This window comes from Frankia sp. CeD, from assembly GCF_000732115.1.
GTDB classification, from domain to species: Bacteria; Actinomycetota; Actinomycetes; order Frankiales; family Frankiaceae; genus Frankia; species Frankia casuarinae.
This window is the reverse complement of record NZ_JPGU01000003.1, coordinates 242,206-259,359: the sequence shown is the minus strand read 5'-3', so window position 1 is coordinate 259,359 and position 17,154 is coordinate 242,206. Positions and strand designations below refer to the sequence as shown.

Here is a 17,154-nt window from a genome sequence, read left to right as displayed (position 1 = left end):
ACGCCCGCCGTGCTCAACGTCCTGGACATCGTTCTTCTCCTGCTNGTCGTACTCTTCGCGATCTCCGGGTACCGGCAGGGCTTCCTGGTGGGCGCGCTGTCGTTCGTCGGCTTCCTCGGCGGTGGTGTGCTCGGTGCCAAGGTTGCGAAGCCCTTCGCCGAACTGATCGGCCAGGAGAGCCACGGCGCCATGGTCGGTCTCCTGGCCGTGCTCGGTCTCGCCCTGGTCGGGCAGGTCGCGGGCACCGCGATCGGGGTCGCCAGCCGGGACCGGGTGACCTNGCGCCCCGGCAGGGCCGTCGATGCCGCCGCGGGTGCGGTGCTCTCCGGCTTATCGGTGCTTCTTGTCGCCTGGCTGCTGGCGACGGCCGTCGATCGATCGCCCTTCGAGTCCCTCGCCCACTCGGTCCGGGAATCGCGGATCCTCGCCACCGTGGACGCCGGGATGCCCAACGAGGTCCGCAGTGCATTCGCCGACCTGCGCCAACTGGCTGACGACAACGGCTTCCCCGAGGTCTTCGCCGGGCTCGGCGGCGGGCGCATCGTCGCTGCCGATCCGCCCGATCCCGCTTCCACCCGGACTGCCGGGGTCCGCAACGCGGCGGCGAGCATCGTGAAGATCCGTGGCGTCGCCAGCTCCTGCGACAAACGGGTCGAGGGATCCGGGTTCGTCATCGCCCCGCAGCGCGTGATGACCAACGCGCACGTCGTAGCCGGAGTGCACCGTCCGGTGGTCGTGCTGGCCTCGCGCACCCTGCCTGCCGAGGTCGTCCTGTTCGACCCCGACCGGGACGTCGCCGTGCTCCGCGTGCCGGACCTGCAACGGCCGCCGCTGCGGTTCCGGACAAACCCACCGGCCGCGGCCGAAGANGCCGCAGTGATCGCCGGTTATCCCCAGGACGGGCCATACACCACTGTGGCGGCGCGCGTCCGCAACCATCAGACCGCCCAGGCCCCGGACATCTACTCGCACGGCCTCGTCCTGCGCGACATCTACGCGGTCCGTGGACGGGTGTTGCCGGGAAACTCCGGTGGACCCCTGTTGTCCGAAAGCGGAGACGTCCTGGGCGTCGTGTTCGCCGCGGCCGTCAACGACAGCGACACCGGTTACGCCCTGAGCGCCGCCGAAGTGGCCAGGCCTGCCGCCGCCGGGGTGATCGCCACGGCGGAGGTGAGCACTCAGGGGTGCGACTGACCTCCCGTACTCCCGCACCGGTGGCCGGGCGACGCTCAGGGACGAAGCCAGCCGAGCAGTTCGGCGTTGACGAGGTCGGGGGCCTCCTCATGCGGGAAGTGCCCGATCTCACCGAGCAGACGCCAGGTGTAGGGGCCGCTGACGTAACGCCCGGAGCCCTGGGCGGTGGACGGCAGGAAACAACGGTCCATTTCCCCGTGTATCTGCAGGGTCTCCATCCGCAGCGACCGACGGAGGACACTACCGAAACGCGCCCCATCGGGCCGGAATAACGACCGGAAGATCCACCGGTGGTACTCCAGGGAGCTGTGCGCCACCCCGGGAACGCGCATCGCCGATCGATATCGCCGCTCGGCCTCGGCATCCGGATACCCAGGTCCTCCCCAGCCGCGTAGCAGCGTTGCGACGTGGGCGGCGTCCTCGGCCACCAGGACCCGTTCGGGCCGCCACGGCAGCTGAAAACCGAGCATGTACCGGCTGGCGACACCCTGACCACGAGGATCCGCCGCGATCTGGTGCCGCAGCCGCAACGGATGGGGCATGGCCAGGATCGCGAGTCGACGCACCACCATCGGATGACGGACCGCAGTGGTCCAGCCAAGCAGCCCACCCCAGTCGTGGCCCACGACCGCGGCGTCCGGTTCCCCTAATGCTCTGACCAGACCGGCCACGTCATCGGAGAGGGTGAAGGCGTCATAGCCCCGAGGCGGCTTGTCACTCGCTCCGTAGCCGCGCAGGTCCGGCGCGACGACGCGGTAGCCCGCCGCCGCCAGCGCGGTGAGTTGGTGACGCCAGGCCCACCAGAACTGCGGGAAGCCATGCAGCAGCAGGACGAGCGGGCCGCTCCCCAACTCCGCCACGTGCAGCCGGGTACCGTTGGCAGACACGTCACGGTGCCGCCACGGCCCGTCGACCAGGACGGTGGCGGGCTCGGGAACGGTGTCCTCCATCGCCTGCCAGGATGGCAGACCAGCCCCCGGCCCCGGACCGGCGGTGCTCGTGACGAGCCGGTCGTGGGGNCCGCCGCCGGCCCTCGAACGTCCGCCGCCGGCTCCCTCGCCAGACCCTGTGCCGACCGCGCCTGCAGCTTGGGTACCGGCGAACACCGAACAGGACGTCAGTGCCCGCGCTGGCCCGGGNGGGNGGCCGCNCCCGCCGACTCGACCGCGTCTCCCGGTCCGACCGGACCCGCCGACCTGGCTGGGGCGGTCGTCGGATTACGTAGCCAGGTGATGTCGTCGCGCACGGTCTGGATGGTCCGCTCGGGCGGGGAGAGCTTGCGCAACCGCGCCATCGCGAACAGGGCCAGCAGCCCCGCGACGACGAGGTAGAGACCGGCCGTCAGCAGATAGGACCAGAAACGCTCGATGCCGGCCCAGGTGAACAGCTCTCCCAGAAAGATCGTGACGGCGATCAGAGCGCAGAACCCGAGGCCGGCCGCCACCGCCAGAAAACCGATTCCGAGCGCAGCCGACACCGCCTGCTGGGCAAGCTCGGCCTTGGCCAGGTTGATCTCCTGACGAACCAACAACGAGACATCGCGAGTGGCCAGAGCCACCAGCTCACCCAGCGTCGGCTCACGGCCGTCCCGAGCCTTCCCGGCTGCGATCGACACTTCTGGTCCTCCCTCTGGCGGCGACCCGCCCGTGCTGGACGGCGGGACAGTTCGCGCTACCGCCCTGATCCGACATGCACCCTGATCCGACATGCACCCTGATCCGACAGGGTCCGAACCGGCGGCGGACCGGGAGGCCCCACCGGAGGCCATCCGCCCCGGCCCCCTCCGGTCCATACCGTCAATACCCTCCCGGCCGACCGTCCCCCCATCATGACGCGGTCCGCCGCCCCGGTCCCGCTACGCAGTCTCCCCCGCGCGGAGCCGCCTGGGGGCCCAACGACGCGGCTCAGACCTGTGACTCCTCCTACGGGTCTCACCGTCTTCCCGCTTGGCCCGGCCCGCCTGGCCTGGACGGTCCGACCCCGCACGGCCCAGCCCGCATGGCCCAGCCCGCATGGCGCGGACGGGTAGCGNGCGAGCTGTGAGTCTCCGCCCGTCTGGAACAATCCTCGCCGCCGATCCACTCGCCCGTGTTGCCGCTCTGCCCGGGGTGCGTGAAGCCGCGGACAGCGCCCGATCCGCGGTGGACACGCTTCTGCGCCACCGCGTTCTGCGCCGCCAGAGCGCCGAGGTGACCGCGGAGGCATCGTTGCGGGCCGCCCGCGCCTGCGCCGCCCTCGAGGGATACGAGATCAGCCTGGACGAGTTGCGGGCGCACCTGGCCCGGTCCGGGCCCGAAGGCGTGCTCCCCGGCCCGGAGGAAACGGACGCGTCGAAGGCCGGAGCGGTCACCGACCGCGGTACACGGAACGACGCCGCCATGACCGGATCCGGCCATCCGTTACCTGTCGTCCTCGGCACGGTTCGGCTCTACGCCGAACTGGGCATCCTGGTTCCGGCCTGGGAGCGGGCACCGCGACAGGCCCTGGCCCGCATGCACGTGCTGCTGGGCCGGGGTTTCGTCCCGGACGACGAGCTCGGTCGTCCGCGGGCCGATGCCGGCACCCGGGCGATCCTCGACCCGTTGCGGTTGGGCCCGCCTCCCCACTCGGTGGAGACCTCGGTTCGGCTGGATGGCCTGACCGGACTCCTCGTCGCGCCCACGAGCGCGCCGGCGATCGTGGTGGCCGCCGTGGTGCACGGGGAGCTGCTGGCCCTACGACCGTTCGGCGCCCTCGACGGGGTCATCGCCCGGGCCGCCGCCCGTCTGGTCCTGATCGGCCGGGGCCTCGATCCCAAGGCACTCACGGCGACCGACGTCGGACATCTCGAGATGGGACAGAACCCGGCGAGCATCCTGCGGGTGGACCGCGCGGGGGACGCCCACGCCGGAGAGGCCTACGCCGGAGAGGCCTACGCCGGGGACGCCTACGCCGGGTACCGCGAGGCCGCCGCGGCCTATGTCGGTGGCGGCGCCGACGGCGTGGCCATCTGGGTACGGCACTGCGCGAAGGCCCTGGAACTCGCCGCGCGGGAGTCCCTCGCCGTCTGCGAGGCGCTCGCCCGAACCTGATCCACACTTACGGAGCGATTGACGCACCTGACGGATCCGCTGCAGGGATGGACCACAACGAACCTGCCCGTATGAACCACTCGGTGCGGACCCCTGCGTGGGCTGCCGCCCCCTCCTGCCACGTGGGCGGCAGCCACGCGTTCCCGGCCTGCGGCCTCGGCAGGTCTCGGCAGGTCGAAACCTCCATCAGAACATCTTCAGGCCCTGTGGAGGGCGGTCATCCACAGGGCCTGTCCCGGCGCATGGTGAGACCACGTCTTCCCCGACCCCGATGGGAACGAGGCCGCCATGTCCCCTGCTCCGCCCCTGCTGACCGCCGCGGAGAACCACGGTCCGGTCGTACGCCCGCTCATCGTCACCGCCATTCCCGACCTGCTCGACGATCTGTTGCGGCTTGCGGCGGCCGCCNGNGTGTCGATGACGGTCGCCGCCGAGATGAGCGCGGTGCGCCGCAACTGGACGTCGGCTCCCCTGGTCATCGTCGGAATGGACGAGGTCGAGCCGTGCATCGCGGCCACGCTGCCCGATCGACGGCATGTAGTCCTGGTCGGGGGACACGTCGACGACGGCCGGGTGTGGGACGCCTCCGTGCGCATCGGCGCCGATCACGTGGTCTTCCTTCCCGAAGCCGAGCCCTGGCTGGTCGACCTCCTCAGCGATCTCGACGGCCTCGATCGGCATCGTTCGGTGACGCTGGGCATCATCGGCGGCCGCGGCGGGACGGGAGCCTCCACCTTGGCCGTCTCGCTGGCCCTGGCCGGGCTGAGGCACGACCTGCGCACGATGCTGATCGACGCGGATCCGCACGGTGGCGGGCTCGCCCCCGCCTTCACCCGCCTCGTGCCGTCCATGTCCGGTGCCTTCCCTGGCGGGGAGACCTCCAGTCTGGCGCCGCTGTTTCCCACGCGCCACGACCAGCATGACCAGATGGACGGGAGCGGCCCGGTCGGACCGATCGCCTGGTCCGACCGGCTGCCCCGCCGGGGTGACCTCTCCGTGGTGTCCTGGGATCCCGCCGTCAGCCCAGCCGTTCCCCCGGCGACGATGGCCACCCTGCTCGCGACCGCTCGTTGCACGTCCGACCTGGTGATCCTGGATCTCCCCGGCCGAGGGAATCCGGCGGCCACCGCAGTCGACGCGGGCACCACCGTGGCCCTGCGGACCTGCCAGACGGTGCTGATCGTCACGCCCGCGGACCTGCCGTCGATCGTGGCGGCCGAACGTGTCTGCTCGGCCGCCATCCGCCGGTCCGCCGATGTGCGCGCCGTCGTCCGGCTGCACCCGTCCGACCGCCTCACCCCGGAGGCAATCGCCACGATGCTCGGCGTGCCACTGGCCGGGGTGATCAGCAGCCGACGGCACCGTTCGGTTCCCACTCGCGACCGCTACGGCGGCTCAGCCGACAGGAACACCATCGATCGCCTCAGCGAGGAGCTGCTGACCCGCCTCTGCGTTCTCGGGCCACGGGTGTGGCCCGATCCGGAGGCCTGGTCATGACCGGGCTCGGCGAGCGACGCAGGNCCCCATNCCCCGCCACAGGTCACACGGCCTCACCGGCTGCCCGAGCGGCCGCGAGGCCCGCGGTCTCCACACGATCTTCACCGCCGTCCGCAATTCCATCGGAACCGCTCGAACCGTCAGAACCGGTGACCGCACCCGCGGAGCCGCCCGGAGCCGGCCCGCTGGATCCCCTCCTCGCTGATCCGCACGTCACCGATGTCCTGGTCAACGGGCCCGGTGAGGTCTGGGTGGAACGCCGGGGCCGGCTCATCCGTACCTCGGTCGCGTTCGCGGACGAGGAAGCGGTGCGGCGCCTGGCCGTTCGTCTCGCCGCGACGGCCGGGCGGCGCCTGGACGCCGCGATGCCCTTCGCTGACGTGCAACTGCGCGACGGAACCCGGTTGCACGCGGTTCTGGCACCGATCGCGGTGCAGGGTACGTGCCTGTCGCTGCGACGGACCCGGCGTCGCCCCTTCACCTTCGACGAACTCGTGCTCGCCGGAACAATGAGCCCGGCGGTGGCGGGCGTGCTGCACGCGGTCCTGAGCGCCCGACTTGCGATCGTGGTGACCGGGGGCACCGGCTCGGGCAAGAGCACACTGCTTGCCGCACTACTGGGAGCGGTGCGCCCCGACGAACGGATCGTGCTGGTGGAGGACACCGCCGAGCTCGTCATGGACCGTCCGGGGATGGTGCGGCTCGAGGCCCGCCCGCCGAACATCGAGGGCGCTGGCGAGGTGACCCAGCGCGATCTGGTCCGCCAGGCGCTGCGCATGCGCCCGGATCGGCTGGTGCTCGGCGAGGTCCGCGGCCCCGAGGTGCTCGATCTCCTCGTCGCCCTCAACACCGGTCACGAGGGCGGGCTGAGCACCGTGCACGCCAACGACACCAGTGCGCTGCCCACCCGCCTGGAGGCTCTCGCCGCCCTCGCCGGGCTGTCCCGCCCCGCGGTCCACAGCCATATCGCGGCAGCGCTCCACACCGCCGTTCATCTTTGCCGGGAGGCCGACGGCCGCCGTCGGGTCTGCGCGATCGGGGTGTTCCGCCAGACGGACAGCGGACTGGTTCAGGTCGTGCCGGCCCTGGTCGTTCCTGCCGCACCTTCCCGGAACGGGCCAGCCCTGCGCGCCTGCGNCCCGACGCCGGCGGAGGGTCTGCCGATCCTGCGTGACCTGCTGGACGTGCGCGGTGTCTCGCTTCCAGCCCTGGTTGACGCCGGGTCGCAGGTGCGGAGGCGAGCATGACCGTACTCGAGCGCGTGGGGACCGTCCCGGCAACCATCGCAGTCACCCGGCCGAGGACCGGAACCATGATCGGTTCAGGAATCGGCCTGGTCCTCGGTGCCGTCCTGCTCACGCTGGCCTCCGGACCGGTGGCTGCGGGCGTCATGGCCGTGCTGCTCTGCTGTCTCGCCCGGGCGCGACGGCGGTCACTGGAGCGGCGCAGGCAGGTGGCGGTCCGCCAGTCCGCGGAAGACCTCCTCGCCGCGTTCGCGGCCGAGCTCGACGCCGGCGCACCCCAGCTCGAGGCCCTACGCCGGGCGGCGGGCGGCATCGACGAACTCGTTGCGGCACCGGCGGGACGATCGGCGTGGCTGCCCATCGACCAGCTCGGTGCCGCGCTCGACCGGACGGAGGAGCCCGGTGCGTTGTTGTGCCGCAGTGAGGCGTCATCACTGCGGCAGCTCGGAGTCGCCTACCAGGTCTGCGCGGCCGTCGGCGCAAGGCTGGCGCCCGTCGCGACGATGCTCGCGGCGGTCGCCCGCGCCGACGCGGTGCGGGCGGGCGAGCTGACCTCGGCACTGGCCGGGCCCCGGTCATCCGGACGGCTGGTGGCCTCGCTTCCGCTGGCCGGAATCGTCCTGGGGTCGCTCGCGGGAGCAGCGCCGATTGCGGTGCTGCTGGGCACGCCGGCGGGGATCGGATGCCTGCTCGTGGGCGGGCTCGCCGACCTGGTCGGAGTCCGCTGGCTTCGCCGCTTGGCGGACGGCGTGGAGCGACGGGGAGAGCCGGTGGCCGTGGATGCAACGGGCCTCGCGCCCCCGACCTCCGCCGTGGCGGGGCACAACCGGTTCCTCGCCGACTTTCCCCTGGCCCTGGACCTGATCGCGGCGTGTCTACGCAGCGGGGAAACCATTATGTCGGCGGCGCGGGCCGTCGGCGCCGCCACCGGTGGCGTGTTGGGCGCGGAACTGTGCTCCGTGGGCGATGCACTCGCGGCGGGCGCCACGGTGGGCGCCGCATGCGAGCGACTGGTGGCCGCGAGTCATGCTCCCCGACTCACCGACCGGTTGCCCGGATGGGCTCGCCGCGGCCGCGTGACGCCGCCGTCCCGGCGGGCCAGGATGGTGCGGGCAGCGATCATGGCGCTCGATCGCGCGGAGATGTCCGGGGCGAAGCTCGCCGCCACTCTCACCCGACTGGCCGATCGTGCCAGGGACGAAGCCCACGCGGAGAGCATCGCCGCGGCTCGTCGGGCAGGTGTCCTGGCGGTCGCGCCCCTGGGCCTGTGCTTCCTTCCCGCCTTTCTCCTGCTCGGAGTGGTCCCCATGGTCCTCGGATCCGTCCCCGCGCTGTTGCCGGCCTGAAGTCCCGATCATCCAGCTGCCACCGCGGCGCCAAGCGCCCAGGTCTGACCCATCGCTCGATCCCGATCCTCCCCCGTCCCGGAGGTAGTTCTCATGTTCCTGGCAGCCCGCTCCTCGTGCCGACGCCTGTCGCGATGGCCGGTGTCCCGGCGGCTTCTCAGCGTGTGGCGCCCGGCCGTCCAGGCCCGCGACCACGGCATGTCCACCGCCGAGTACGCGGTCGGCACGCTTGCGGCCGTGGCGTTCGCCGGCGTCCTCTACGCGGTGGTATCGAGCTCCGCGACCCGGTCGCTGGTCTCCTCGGTGGTGCAGCGCGCGCTGACCGTGGCGTTCTGAGCGCGGCCGTGATGCCTGTGCGCTCCTCCCAGCGGCCGCCGCGGCCGGTGACCCACCGACGTGGGAGATCCGTCCGCGGGTCGGACCGCGGCCAGGCCACCGCCGAGCTCGCGATTGGCCTGCCCTCACTGTTCGTCGTCTTCTTCCTGGCTGCCTGGATGCTCGGTGCCGTCGCGGCCCAGACCCGATGCGCCGACGCGGCACGCATCGGCGCCCGCCTGGCCGCCAGGGGGGAGCCGGATTCGGCCGTGCACACCATGGTGATCCAGGCGGCACCCGTCGGCTCCACCGTGACGCTGCACCGCGGCGCGGGTCGGCTCGAGGTACAGGTGTCGGTGCACGTCGGTGGCATCGGCGTCAGCCGGCTGGTTCCCGGCATCGAGGTGGCGGCGCGGGCCGTCACCCCCGTCGAGGCGACGGTCGATCTTCCGTCCGATGCCCCCACCGGATGCCCGGCCCGGATGGTGCCGTGAGCGGGGCGCGCCGGCTGAGGACGCTGCCGACCGTCAAGCCGGGGGTAGCGCCGTCCGTCGCGGCCCCCGATGCGGGGTCCGCGACGGTATGGCTGCTGGCCGTCCTGTTCGCGCTGCTCTCGCTGGTGAGCGTCGCGTTCACCGTGACGGTGATCAGCGCGGTCCGGCAGCGGGCCGCTGGAGCGGCGGATCTCGCCGCCCTCGCGGCCGCTGCGATGCCGCCCGCCGACCAGCGGACGGTGTGCGCGCGGGCCGACGAGGTCAGCGCAGCCAACGGGGCGCGGCTGGCAGCCTGCCGGGTCGACGGCAACGCCGTCGAGGTGACGGTCCTCGCGCGCCTACCGGCGGTACTCGGCCCGCTCCCGGAGCTGTCCGCCCGCGCCCGTGCCGGGCCGTGGGGAGGAGCGGAGGGTGTCTACTTCCCGGTCGGCGTGGACGACCCGGTTCCGGAACGGACGCCCTCGCGAGGTTGGGCGGCGCCGCTCGCCGCATCACCGCCACTGTCACGGCGCCGCAGATCAGCGACGCGGGCGACGATCCGGTCGCCCCGGTGGGGATGGGTGATGATCTGGCCCGAGGACGCCGCGGTGGGGACGGCCGCGGGCATCGGAGCGGCCGCCGGGCGCGCCTCGGGCGGGGCCGTCCGGGTTCGCGCCCCGCCGGTGGCGGCTTCGACGGACCGGGGGCCGCCGGTGGCGGGCGCGGGCGGAGCGGCCGGCGCGGCCGGCGCGGAACGCACCAGCGCCTCCATCTCCCGGGCGCGCTGGCGTTCCATCCGGTGGCGGCGGCGATCCCGCGCGAGGCCCTGCAGGAAGAGCTGCACGCCGGCCGCTACCAGCACTCCCGTGGCCAGGCCGAGGACGAACAGGCCCCAGGTGTCGAACGAGAGTATCTGTCCCATGATCAGGACTTCGGTGTGACCGCTGTTCTCCAACACGAGATCCGCGGTGAGAACTCCAGCCACCAGCAACAGCACGACACCGACGGTTACCACCGAGACCTCCAGAACCATGGACGTTGGTATAAACGACGGAGAAAAGCCGATCTGGTCGACATACCCGGGTCCGGTCGCGGGGGAACCACGCCGCGGCGAAGTGGTCACGGGGCTAGCCGATCATGGCGGTCACCGCGGCGAGGAGCCGCCAGGCAGCCGCCTTGTCGAGCGGCTCATTGCCATTTCCGCATTTGGGCGACTGGACGCACGACGGGCAGCCCGCCGGGCACTCACACGCTTCGATCGCGTCCCGGGTCGCAGCCAGCCAGGCACCGATTCGGAGGAATCCCCGTTCAGCGAAACCCGCCCCGCCGGCGTGTCCGTCGTAGACGAAGACGCTGGTGCGTTCGGTGTCCGGATGGAGCGCGGTCGAGACACCGCCGATATCCCAACGGTCACAGGTCGCGAACAGCGGGAGCAGACCGATCGCCGCGTGTTCGGCGGCGTGGACGGCACCGGGGACATCCGCAGGCTCGATCGCGGCTCGGGCAAGCAGGTCGTCGGACAGCGTGTACCAGACGGCCCGGGTCCGCAGCTGACGCGGCGGCAGATCGAGAGGCTCCTGCCCGAGTACCTCGCCCGTCGCGATCAGCCGCCGCTGGTATCCGACGACCTGGCTGGTGACCTCGACCACGCCGAGGTGCACCTCCACGTCGGGCAGCACCCGGGATCGCGACGACTCCACCACCCTGATGTCGGTGTGGTCACGCGCGGTGGTCGTCCATTCCGGCGCCGACTCGCATACGAACGCGACGGATTCCTCGAGGTCGAGGTCCTCGACCACGAAGCTCGATCCCTGGTGGAGATAGACCGCGCCAGCGTGCACCGTCGTGTGCGAGGTCGCGGCGTCCACGGTGCCCAGAAGCCGACCGGTCCGCGCTTCGACGATGCGAACCGGTGGTCCTCCCGCCCCTCGGATGTCCACATCCGGCCGGGCCCGTTGCGTCCAGAACCAGCCCGTGGGCCGGCGGCGCAGCCGGCCTCGGCGGACCAGGTCGTTGACGGCGAACGCAGCGGTCGGTCCGAACAACGCCAGATCCGCCTCGGTCAGCGCCAGCTCGGCCGCGGCGCACTCCAGGTGCGGAGCGAGCACGTAGGGATTGTCGGGGTCGAAGACGCTGGCCTCCACCGGCCGTCCGAAGACGGCTTCGGGATGATGCACCAGGTAGGTGTCAAGCGGATCGTCCCGGGCGACCAGCACGGCCAGCGATCGCCGGCCATCCCGCCCGGCGCGTCCGGCCTGCTGCCAGAGCGAGGCGAGCGTGCCGGGAAAACCGGCGGTGACGGTGGCGTCCAGCCCGCTGATGTCCACCCCGAGCTCGAGTGCCGACGTCGCGGCCGCCCCGAGCAGGGCGCCCGAGCGGAGATCCTCCTCCAGGGCCCGTCGCTCCTCCGGCAGGTAGCCGGCCCGATACGCCGCCACCCGGTCGGCGAGGTCTGCGGCGATCCGACCGAGTTCGCGGCGGGCGGTCACCGCCACCACCTCGGCGGCCCGTCGCGAGCGGACAAAGACCAGGGTGCGCACACCGTCCGCGACGAGGTCCGTCAGCAGGTCCGCGGACTCGGCGGTCACCGACCGGCGGACGGGGGCGCCGTTCTCGCCCGGGCCGGGCGCGGAGGTCGGGTCCTCCCGGTCCGGCGAGCTCTGCCCGGTCGTGAGCAGCGGAGGTTCGTAGAGCACGAAGTCCAGTGGCCCCCGCGGAGATCCGTCAACGTCGACCACCTCGACCTCCACGCCGGTGAGCCGTGCGGCCGAGACCCCGGGATCGGCGACGGTCGCGGACGCGAGCAGGAACACCGGATCGGTCCCGTAGCGCGCGCAGATCCGCCGCAGCCGGCGGATCACCGCGGCCACGTGTGCGCCGAACACCCCTCGGTAGCCGTGGCACTCGTCGACGACGACGTAACGCAGGCCGCGCAGGAACTGGGTCCACCGCCGGTGGAAGGGCAGGATGCCACGGTGGAGCATGTCGGGGTTGGTCAGGACCAGGCCGGCATGCGCCCGGACCCAGTCCCGTTCGGCCGCCGGCGTGTCCCCGTCGAACGCGGCGGCCCGGATACCGGTGAGCCGCAGCGACCGCACGGCTCTGAGCTGGTCGTGGGCCAGCGCCTTCGTGGGCGCCAGGTAGAGTGCCCGGGCACCGGGCTCGGCGAGCAGCCGGGACAGCACCGGCATCAGATAGCCAAGCGACTTACCCGAGGCCGTGCCGGTCGCCAGCACCACGCTGCGCCCGGCGTATGCGGCCTCGGCGGCAGCCGCCTGGTGGCTCCAGGGGCTCGCGATCCCGGCGGCCGTCCACCGTCCCCGCAGGACCGGATCGATCCAGTCCGGCCATGGCGCCGGGCAGCCGTCCCGAGCCGGGACACGCTCGATGTGCGTCATGCACCGCGCTCGTCGCACGTCGCGGCGCAGCCCGGCAAGGACCGTGTCCGCGCCGTCGACATCCACCGGCGAGCCCACGACGATCGAGGATATGCGTCTCGACGCGGTCACGGCGCCCCTCAGCCGGACGAACCCCCCGAACATCGCCCTCTCGGGCCCCCGGGCCCCCGGGCCGGGGATCATCTCGGCGTGGCTACGGACAGCGAGGCCGATGACAAGACGACAGGCGGACCACGGAGTGNCCCCGNGGGACCAGCTGCGCCNAAACCGCCGATGCAGTCGGTCGACCCCCACACGAGCGCCAAGATCGGGGATACATTTCATCAGACGTCATCAGCCGGCGATGCCGCAACACCGGACCCGCGATCTGTGTCGCGGCACACCGGATTGATCCTCCTCGTGGGAGGGTAATGGCGCCGTGATGTCGGTCGCCCGAAGCACGGGACGGCCGGAGGCACACAAGGAGGATCCGTGGACCTGTCCCTCACGACACGCCAGGAAGGCAACCACACGGTCGTGGTGGTGGGCGGCGAGATCGACGTCTACACCGCGCCGAAGCTTCGCGAGCAGCTCATCGATCTCGTGTCCGGGGGGTCATACCACCTCGTCGTCGACATGGAAGGCGTCGAGTTCCTCGATTCGACGGGCCTCGGGGTCCTCGTCGGCGGGCTCAAGCGGGTGCGTGCGCACGAGGGTTCGCTGCGTCTGGTCTGCACTCAGGAGCGCATCCTGAAGATTTTCCGGATCACCGGCCTGACCAAGGTCTTCCCCATCCACTCCTCCATCGAGGAAGCCCTTGCCGCCAGCGACTGAGCCGGACATCACTCTTTCGCGAAAGGCAGGCCCGCCGTATGCCCACCGTTGAGCTGCGGTTCGCTGCACTGAACGGGCACGTTCGTACCGCCAGGATGATCGCGACGGCGGTCAGCCGGCGCGCGGGAGTTCCGGTCAGCGCGGCCGACGAGATCAAACTTGCGGTGACGGAGGCATGCACCCGAGCGGTGCGCGTCAACCGCAGGCATGCGCCGCAGGCCCCGGTGCATGTCGCGCTCACCGATGGCGCCGATTCCTTCACCATCACGGTGGCCGACTGCGGCCGGACCGGAGACGAGGTCGCCCCCGGTCCGGACGGTGGCCTCGTCACCGCGACCACCCTGCTCGAACTCGGATCCGAGTCGACTCAGCCGCCGGGTTGGGCGGAACCGGCGGACGACGATCCCTCGGCGGACAACTCTGGTTTCCCACCGGGGCTCGGACTCGCCCTCATCGAGGGACTCGTCGACGAGATCGAGATCAGGCGTGGCCCCGACGGCGTGGGTACGGTTGTCGCGATGACCTGGCACACCGGCGCCACATCGGACCCCTGCGAATCCGCGGTGTAGGACCTCTCCGGTCTCCCTGCCTGGGCCCGGCGACTGTTCCAGCCTCCGACCGTGCCGCCATGTGCCCCGCGCCAGGTTCCGAAGGTGGGGCACATGGAACCTGACATGGAGGTGGAGCCACGGCGCCAGTCTGCCATGTCAGTAACAGCACGAGCGATCTTTTTATGCCGAATATTCCTGAATCGATCCGTTTCCGGATTATCGCCGGGGCGGTGAGAGGTACCCGAGAGCACGCGACCCGGGCCGCCGCTGCTGAAAAACGAGCGCACGTCACAGACGTGTGGATAGACTCCGCCGCATCTCATGGACGGCTGATCCAACCATCCGTGATTCCCTTGGTGCTCCCCGTGAGACCGGTCAGATGCTTGGAAATGGGAAGAACCGACCGATCTCGCCCAAAGCGCCGCCGGATGCGGCGCGTGGCCGTGACCGTCTCGATGCCGTGGCGACCGCCGAAAGGGCGCCCGAGAGCACCGGCACCCTCACGGAGGGCGCACAGAGCAGACCGGGAGGAGCCATGTCCTCGATCCAAGCCCTACAGGCCGAGGGCTCTGGAATTGACCTTAGCGGCAGAGCCCTCGGCCTGGTCGCCGGTGTGGCGATAGTCGCAGCCCTCGCATTGCTTGTTGCCGGTTATCTGGTTCGTGAGGTATTGGCGGCGAGTCCAGGCACCCCGAGGATGGTGGAGGTCGGCCGGGCGGTCCAGGAGGGCGCCGCCGCCTATCTCAGACGGCAGTTCACCACACTCGCGGGATTCGTCGTCGTCATCCCCTTCGTACTGCTGCTCCTGCCAGCCGAGAACACTGGAGCGAAGATCGGTCGGTCGATCTTCTTCGTGGTCGGTGCGATCTTCTCCGCGTTGGTCGGATTCGTCGGGATGTCGCTGGCGACCCGGGCCAACACCCGCACTGCCGCCGCCGCCATGACCCGAGGGGAACGAGCCGCCGTCCGCATCGCCTTCCGCACCGGGGGGGTGGTGGGGATGTTCACCGTCGGTCTCGGACTCCTGGGGGCGGCGGCCGTGGTCCTCGTCTTCCGGGACACCGCCCCCCAGGTCCTGGAGGGATTCGGATTCGGCGCCGCTCTGCTCGCGATGTTCATGCGAGTAGGCGGAGGGATCTTCACCAAGGCCGCCGATGTCGGGGCGGACCTGGTCGGCAAGGTGGAACAGGGGATTCCCGAGGATGATCCCCGCAACGCCGCGACGATCGCCGACAACGTCGGCGACAACGTCGGCGACTGCGCCGGCATGGCCGCCGACCTGTTCGAATCCTATGCGGTGACGCTCGTCGCGGCGCTGATTCTCGGGGTCGAGGCGTTCGGCGAACGCGGCCTGGTGTTCCCCCTGCTCATCCCGGCGGTCGGGGTTGTGACCGCGGTCATCGGAATCTTCGCGGTGTCGCCGCGGGCCGGTGACCGCACCGGAATGTCCGCCATCAACCGGGGTTTCTTCATCTCCGCGGTGGTGTCCGCGATCGGCGTCGTCGCCGTCTCACTGCTCTACCTCCCGACGAGCTTCGCCGATTTCCCCGGGATGCAGGGAAGCACCCAGTCCGGTAATCCACGAGTGATCGCGATCGGCGCGGTCCTGATCGGGATCGTGCTCGCCGCCGCCATTCAGCTGCTAACCGGGTATTTCACCGAGACCGGCCGCCGGCCGGTGCGGGACATCGCAAAGGCGTCGCTCACCGGACCAGCCACCAACATCCTCGCCGGAATCGGGGTGGGTCTGGAGTCGGCGGTCTATTCTTCGCTGCTCATCGGTGCCGCGATCTTTGGCGCCTACCTGCTCGGCTCCGGCAGCGTCACGATCGCGCTGTTCGCGGTGGCGCTGGCGGGGACCGGTCTGCTGACGACGGTGGGTGTCATCGTCTCGATGGACACCTTCGGGCCGGTGAGCGATAACGCACAGGGCATCGCCGAGATGTCCGGCGACATGGACGAGGCGGGNGCGGCCATCCTCACCTCGCTCGACGCCGTCGGCAACACCACCAANGCGATCACGAAGGGCATCGCGATCGCCACCGCGGTGCTCGCCGCCTCGGCGCTGTTCGGCTCGTTCACCGACACCGTCACGACGGCTCTCCGCGACGCCGGAGCGCTGCCCGAGGCGGGTCGGGGCATCGTTGGCGGCCTGAACATCGCCTACCCCGACGCGCTGGTCGGGCTCACCATAGGTGCGTCCGTGGTCTTCCTGTTCTCCGGGCTCGCGATCAATGCGGTGGGCCGCGCGGCCGGGCGGGTCGTCCTGGAGGTACGCAACCAGTTCCGGTCCAGGCCTGGAATCATGACCGGCGACGAGAAGCCGGATTACAGTGCGGTCGTCGACATCTGCACCCGCGATTCGCTCCGCGAACTGATTACACCGGGAACGCTGGCGGTTCTCGCCCCAATCGCGGTCGGTTTCGGCCTGGGATACCCGCCACTCGGTGCGTTCCTCGGCGGCGCCATCGCCGGCGGCGTGCTGATGGCCGTGTTCCTCGCGAACTCCGGCGGGGCCTGGGATAACGCGAAGAAGATGGTCGAGGACGGCCACCACGGCGGAAAAGGCTCGGAGGTCCACGCGGCCACGGTGATCGGCGATACCGTGGGAGATCCATTCAAGGACACCGCCGGCCCTTCGATCAACCCGCTGCTCAAGGTGATGAATCTGGTCAGCCTGCTGATCGCTCCGACGGTCGTAAAGTACTCGGTGGGCGCGGACGAGAACACGGGGCTGCGCANCGGTGTCGCCCTCGCCGCCCTCGCCGCCATCGCAGCCGTGATCATCATCTCCAGACGACGGAGCTCAATGATCAACGATGTGCCCGATATGACACAACCGACACCGGCTCCCAGCGAAAAGATCAACGCCTGACCCACATCGCTCCGCCACCGCCGACCCCCGCGGCTNGCACGAGGCCACGCGGGTCGGCGGCGCTGTTTCACACCGATGGAACCTCGAGAACCGATGGAACCTCGGAATCGGGATCGGGTACCGCCCGTGGGCCGGGTGATGCGCCAGCGGACCATCCGTGCCACCCACGTCGGATCGGGGAAGNAGTGGGTGAGCGTCGGGCTACGGTCGCCATACCCGGACGGGAGGATCCGCGAGACGGAATGGCGGCGTACGGTGCTGCGAGGCACCGCTCTCACTCCGACGGCCGCCGCCCGCACGACCACCGTCCGCCGGACACCCGCGCCGCCCCCGCCAGATCCAGTAACGCGCTCCGCCTCCGCAACATCCGCCATGTT

At 71.0% G+C, this 17,154-nt stretch carries 14 protein-coding genes and 1 pseudogene; 11 read left to right on the top strand and 4 right to left on the bottom strand.

The genetic code is table 11. The features are described from left to right. Positions 1-9 precede the first annotated feature (9 nt). Entirely contained in the window at positions 10-1,194 is a 1,185-nt protein-coding gene (locus tag CED_RS03995; RefSeq protein ID WP_035908654.1) for a MarP family serine protease, read from the top strand. Between the two features lie 35 nt (positions 1,195-1,229). Here the strand turns inward: CED_RS03995 and CED_RS03990 are convergent, their stop codons facing one another. Both CED_RS03990 and CED_RS03985 read right to left on the bottom strand, forming a co-directional pair. Further along, positions 1,230-2,144, bottom strand: coding sequence for an alpha/beta fold hydrolase (locus CED_RS03990; protein ID WP_011438647.1), 915 nt, complete (start codon positions 2,142-2,144; stop codon positions 1,230-1,232). Between the two features lie 167 nt (positions 2,145-2,311). After that, positions 2,312-2,809 carry a phage holin family protein gene (locus CED_RS03985; protein ID WP_235186876.1) on the bottom strand — a complete coding sequence of 166 codons (498 nt, stop codon included), beginning with the start codon at positions 2,807-2,809 and terminating at the stop codon, positions 2,312-2,314. A gap of 397 nt (positions 2,810-3,206) precedes the next feature. On the opposite strand from CED_RS03985, the gene CED_RS03980 reads away from it, so the two are divergent. The 7 genes and pseudogenes from CED_RS03980 to CED_RS25000 form a co-directional block, all read left to right on the top strand. Then, on the top strand, positions 3,207-4,265 hold the full coding sequence (locus CED_RS03980) for a hypothetical protein (protein ID WP_035908653.1): 1,059 nt from the start codon (positions 3,207-3,209) through the stop codon (positions 4,263-4,265). A gap of 288 nt (positions 4,266-4,553) precedes the next feature. Next, positions 4,554-5,762: a septum site-determining protein Ssd gene (gene ssd, locus CED_RS03975; protein WP_051868653.1), complete on the top strand. Its 1,209-nt coding sequence runs from the start codon at positions 4,554-4,556 to the stop codon at positions 5,760-5,762. Further along, positions 5,759-7,009, top strand: a complete 1,251-nt coding sequence (locus CED_RS03970) for a TadA family conjugal transfer-associated ATPase (protein ID WP_035908695.1) — start codon at positions 5,759-5,761, stop codon at positions 7,007-7,009. The genes ssd and CED_RS03970 overlap by 4 nt, the downstream gene beginning before the upstream one ends. Before the next feature lie 65 nt (positions 7,010-7,074). After that, positions 7,075-8,352 (top strand): type II secretion system F family protein, encoded by a 1,278-nt coding sequence (locus CED_RS03965; RefSeq protein WP_235186875.1) that lies wholly within the window; start codon positions 7,075-7,077, stop codon positions 8,350-8,352. Between the two features lie 93 nt (positions 8,353-8,445). After that, positions 8,446-8,688, top strand: coding sequence for a DUF4244 domain-containing protein (locus CED_RS03960; RefSeq protein WP_023840725.1), 243 nt, complete (start codon positions 8,446-8,448; stop codon positions 8,686-8,688). A gap of 11 nt (positions 8,689-8,699) precedes the next feature. Further along, positions 8,700-9,161: a TadE family protein gene (locus CED_RS03955; RefSeq protein WP_023840726.1), complete on the top strand. Its 462-nt coding sequence runs from the start codon at positions 8,700-8,702 to the stop codon at positions 9,159-9,161. Then, positions 9,137-9,544, top strand: a pseudogene (locus CED_RS25000) (Rv3654c family TadE-like protein); the annotation flags it as partial. The gene CED_RS03955 and the pseudogene CED_RS25000, both read left to right, overlap by 25 nt. Before the next feature lie 32 nt (positions 9,545-9,576). Here CED_RS25000 and CED_RS24995 read toward each other — a convergent pair. After that, entirely contained in the window at positions 9,577-10,155 is a 579-nt protein-coding gene (locus tag CED_RS24995; protein ID WP_165758241.1) for a hypothetical protein, read from the bottom strand. A gap of 112 nt (positions 10,156-10,267) precedes the next feature. Beyond that, on the bottom strand, positions 10,268-12,682 hold the full coding sequence (locus CED_RS03945; RefSeq protein ID WP_011438655.1) for a DEAD/DEAH box helicase: 2,415 nt from the start codon (positions 12,680-12,682) through the stop codon (positions 10,268-10,270). A 327-nt stretch (positions 12,683-13,009) separates the two neighbouring features. Here CED_RS03945 and CED_RS03940 point away from each other — a divergent pair, with 327 nt between their 5' ends. The 3 genes from CED_RS03940 (at position 13,010) to CED_RS03930 (ending at position 16,777) form a co-directional block, all read left to right on the top strand. Beyond that, positions 13,010-13,351 carry an STAS domain-containing protein gene (locus CED_RS03940; protein WP_011438656.1) on the top strand — a complete coding sequence of 114 codons (342 nt, stop codon included), beginning with the start codon at positions 13,010-13,012 and terminating at the stop codon, positions 13,349-13,351. Positions 13,352-13,389: 38 nt separating this feature from the next. Beyond that, positions 13,390-13,920 carry an ATP-binding protein gene (locus CED_RS03935; RefSeq protein WP_011438657.1) on the top strand — a complete coding sequence of 177 codons (531 nt, stop codon included), beginning with the start codon at positions 13,390-13,392 and terminating at the stop codon, positions 13,918-13,920. 517 nt (positions 13,921-14,437) lie between these two features. Beyond that, positions 14,438-16,777 (top strand): sodium-translocating pyrophosphatase, encoded by a 2,340-nt coding sequence (locus CED_RS03930; RefSeq protein WP_035908693.1) that lies wholly within the window; start codon positions 14,438-14,440, stop codon positions 16,775-16,777. The last annotated feature ends 377 nt before the right edge of the window (positions 16,778-17,154 follow it).

Coding starts and splice junctions, on each gene's coding strand:
- CED_RS03990 (WP_011438647.1), bottom strand. CDS start 2,144: ATGGAGGACACCGTTCCCGAGCCCGCCACCGTCCTGGTCGACGGGCCG.
- CED_RS03965 (WP_235186875.1), top strand. CDS start 7,075: ATGATCGGTTCAGGAATCGGCCTGGTCCTCGGTGCCGTCCTGCTCACG.
- CED_RS03960 (WP_023840725.1), top strand. CDS start 8,446: ATGTTCCTGGCAGCCCGCTCCTCGTGCCGACGCCTGTCGCGATGGCCG.
- CED_RS03955 (WP_023840726.1), top strand. CDS start 8,700: ATGCCTGTGCGCTCCTCCCAGCGGCCGCCGCGGCCGGTGACCCACCGA.
- CED_RS03945 (WP_011438655.1), bottom strand. CDS start 12,682: ATGTTCGGGGGGTTCGTCCGGCTGAGGGGCGCCGTGACCGCGTCGAGA.
- CED_RS03935 (WP_011438657.1), top strand. CDS start 13,390: ATGCCCACCGTTGAGCTGCGGTTCGCTGCACTGAACGGGCACGTTCGT.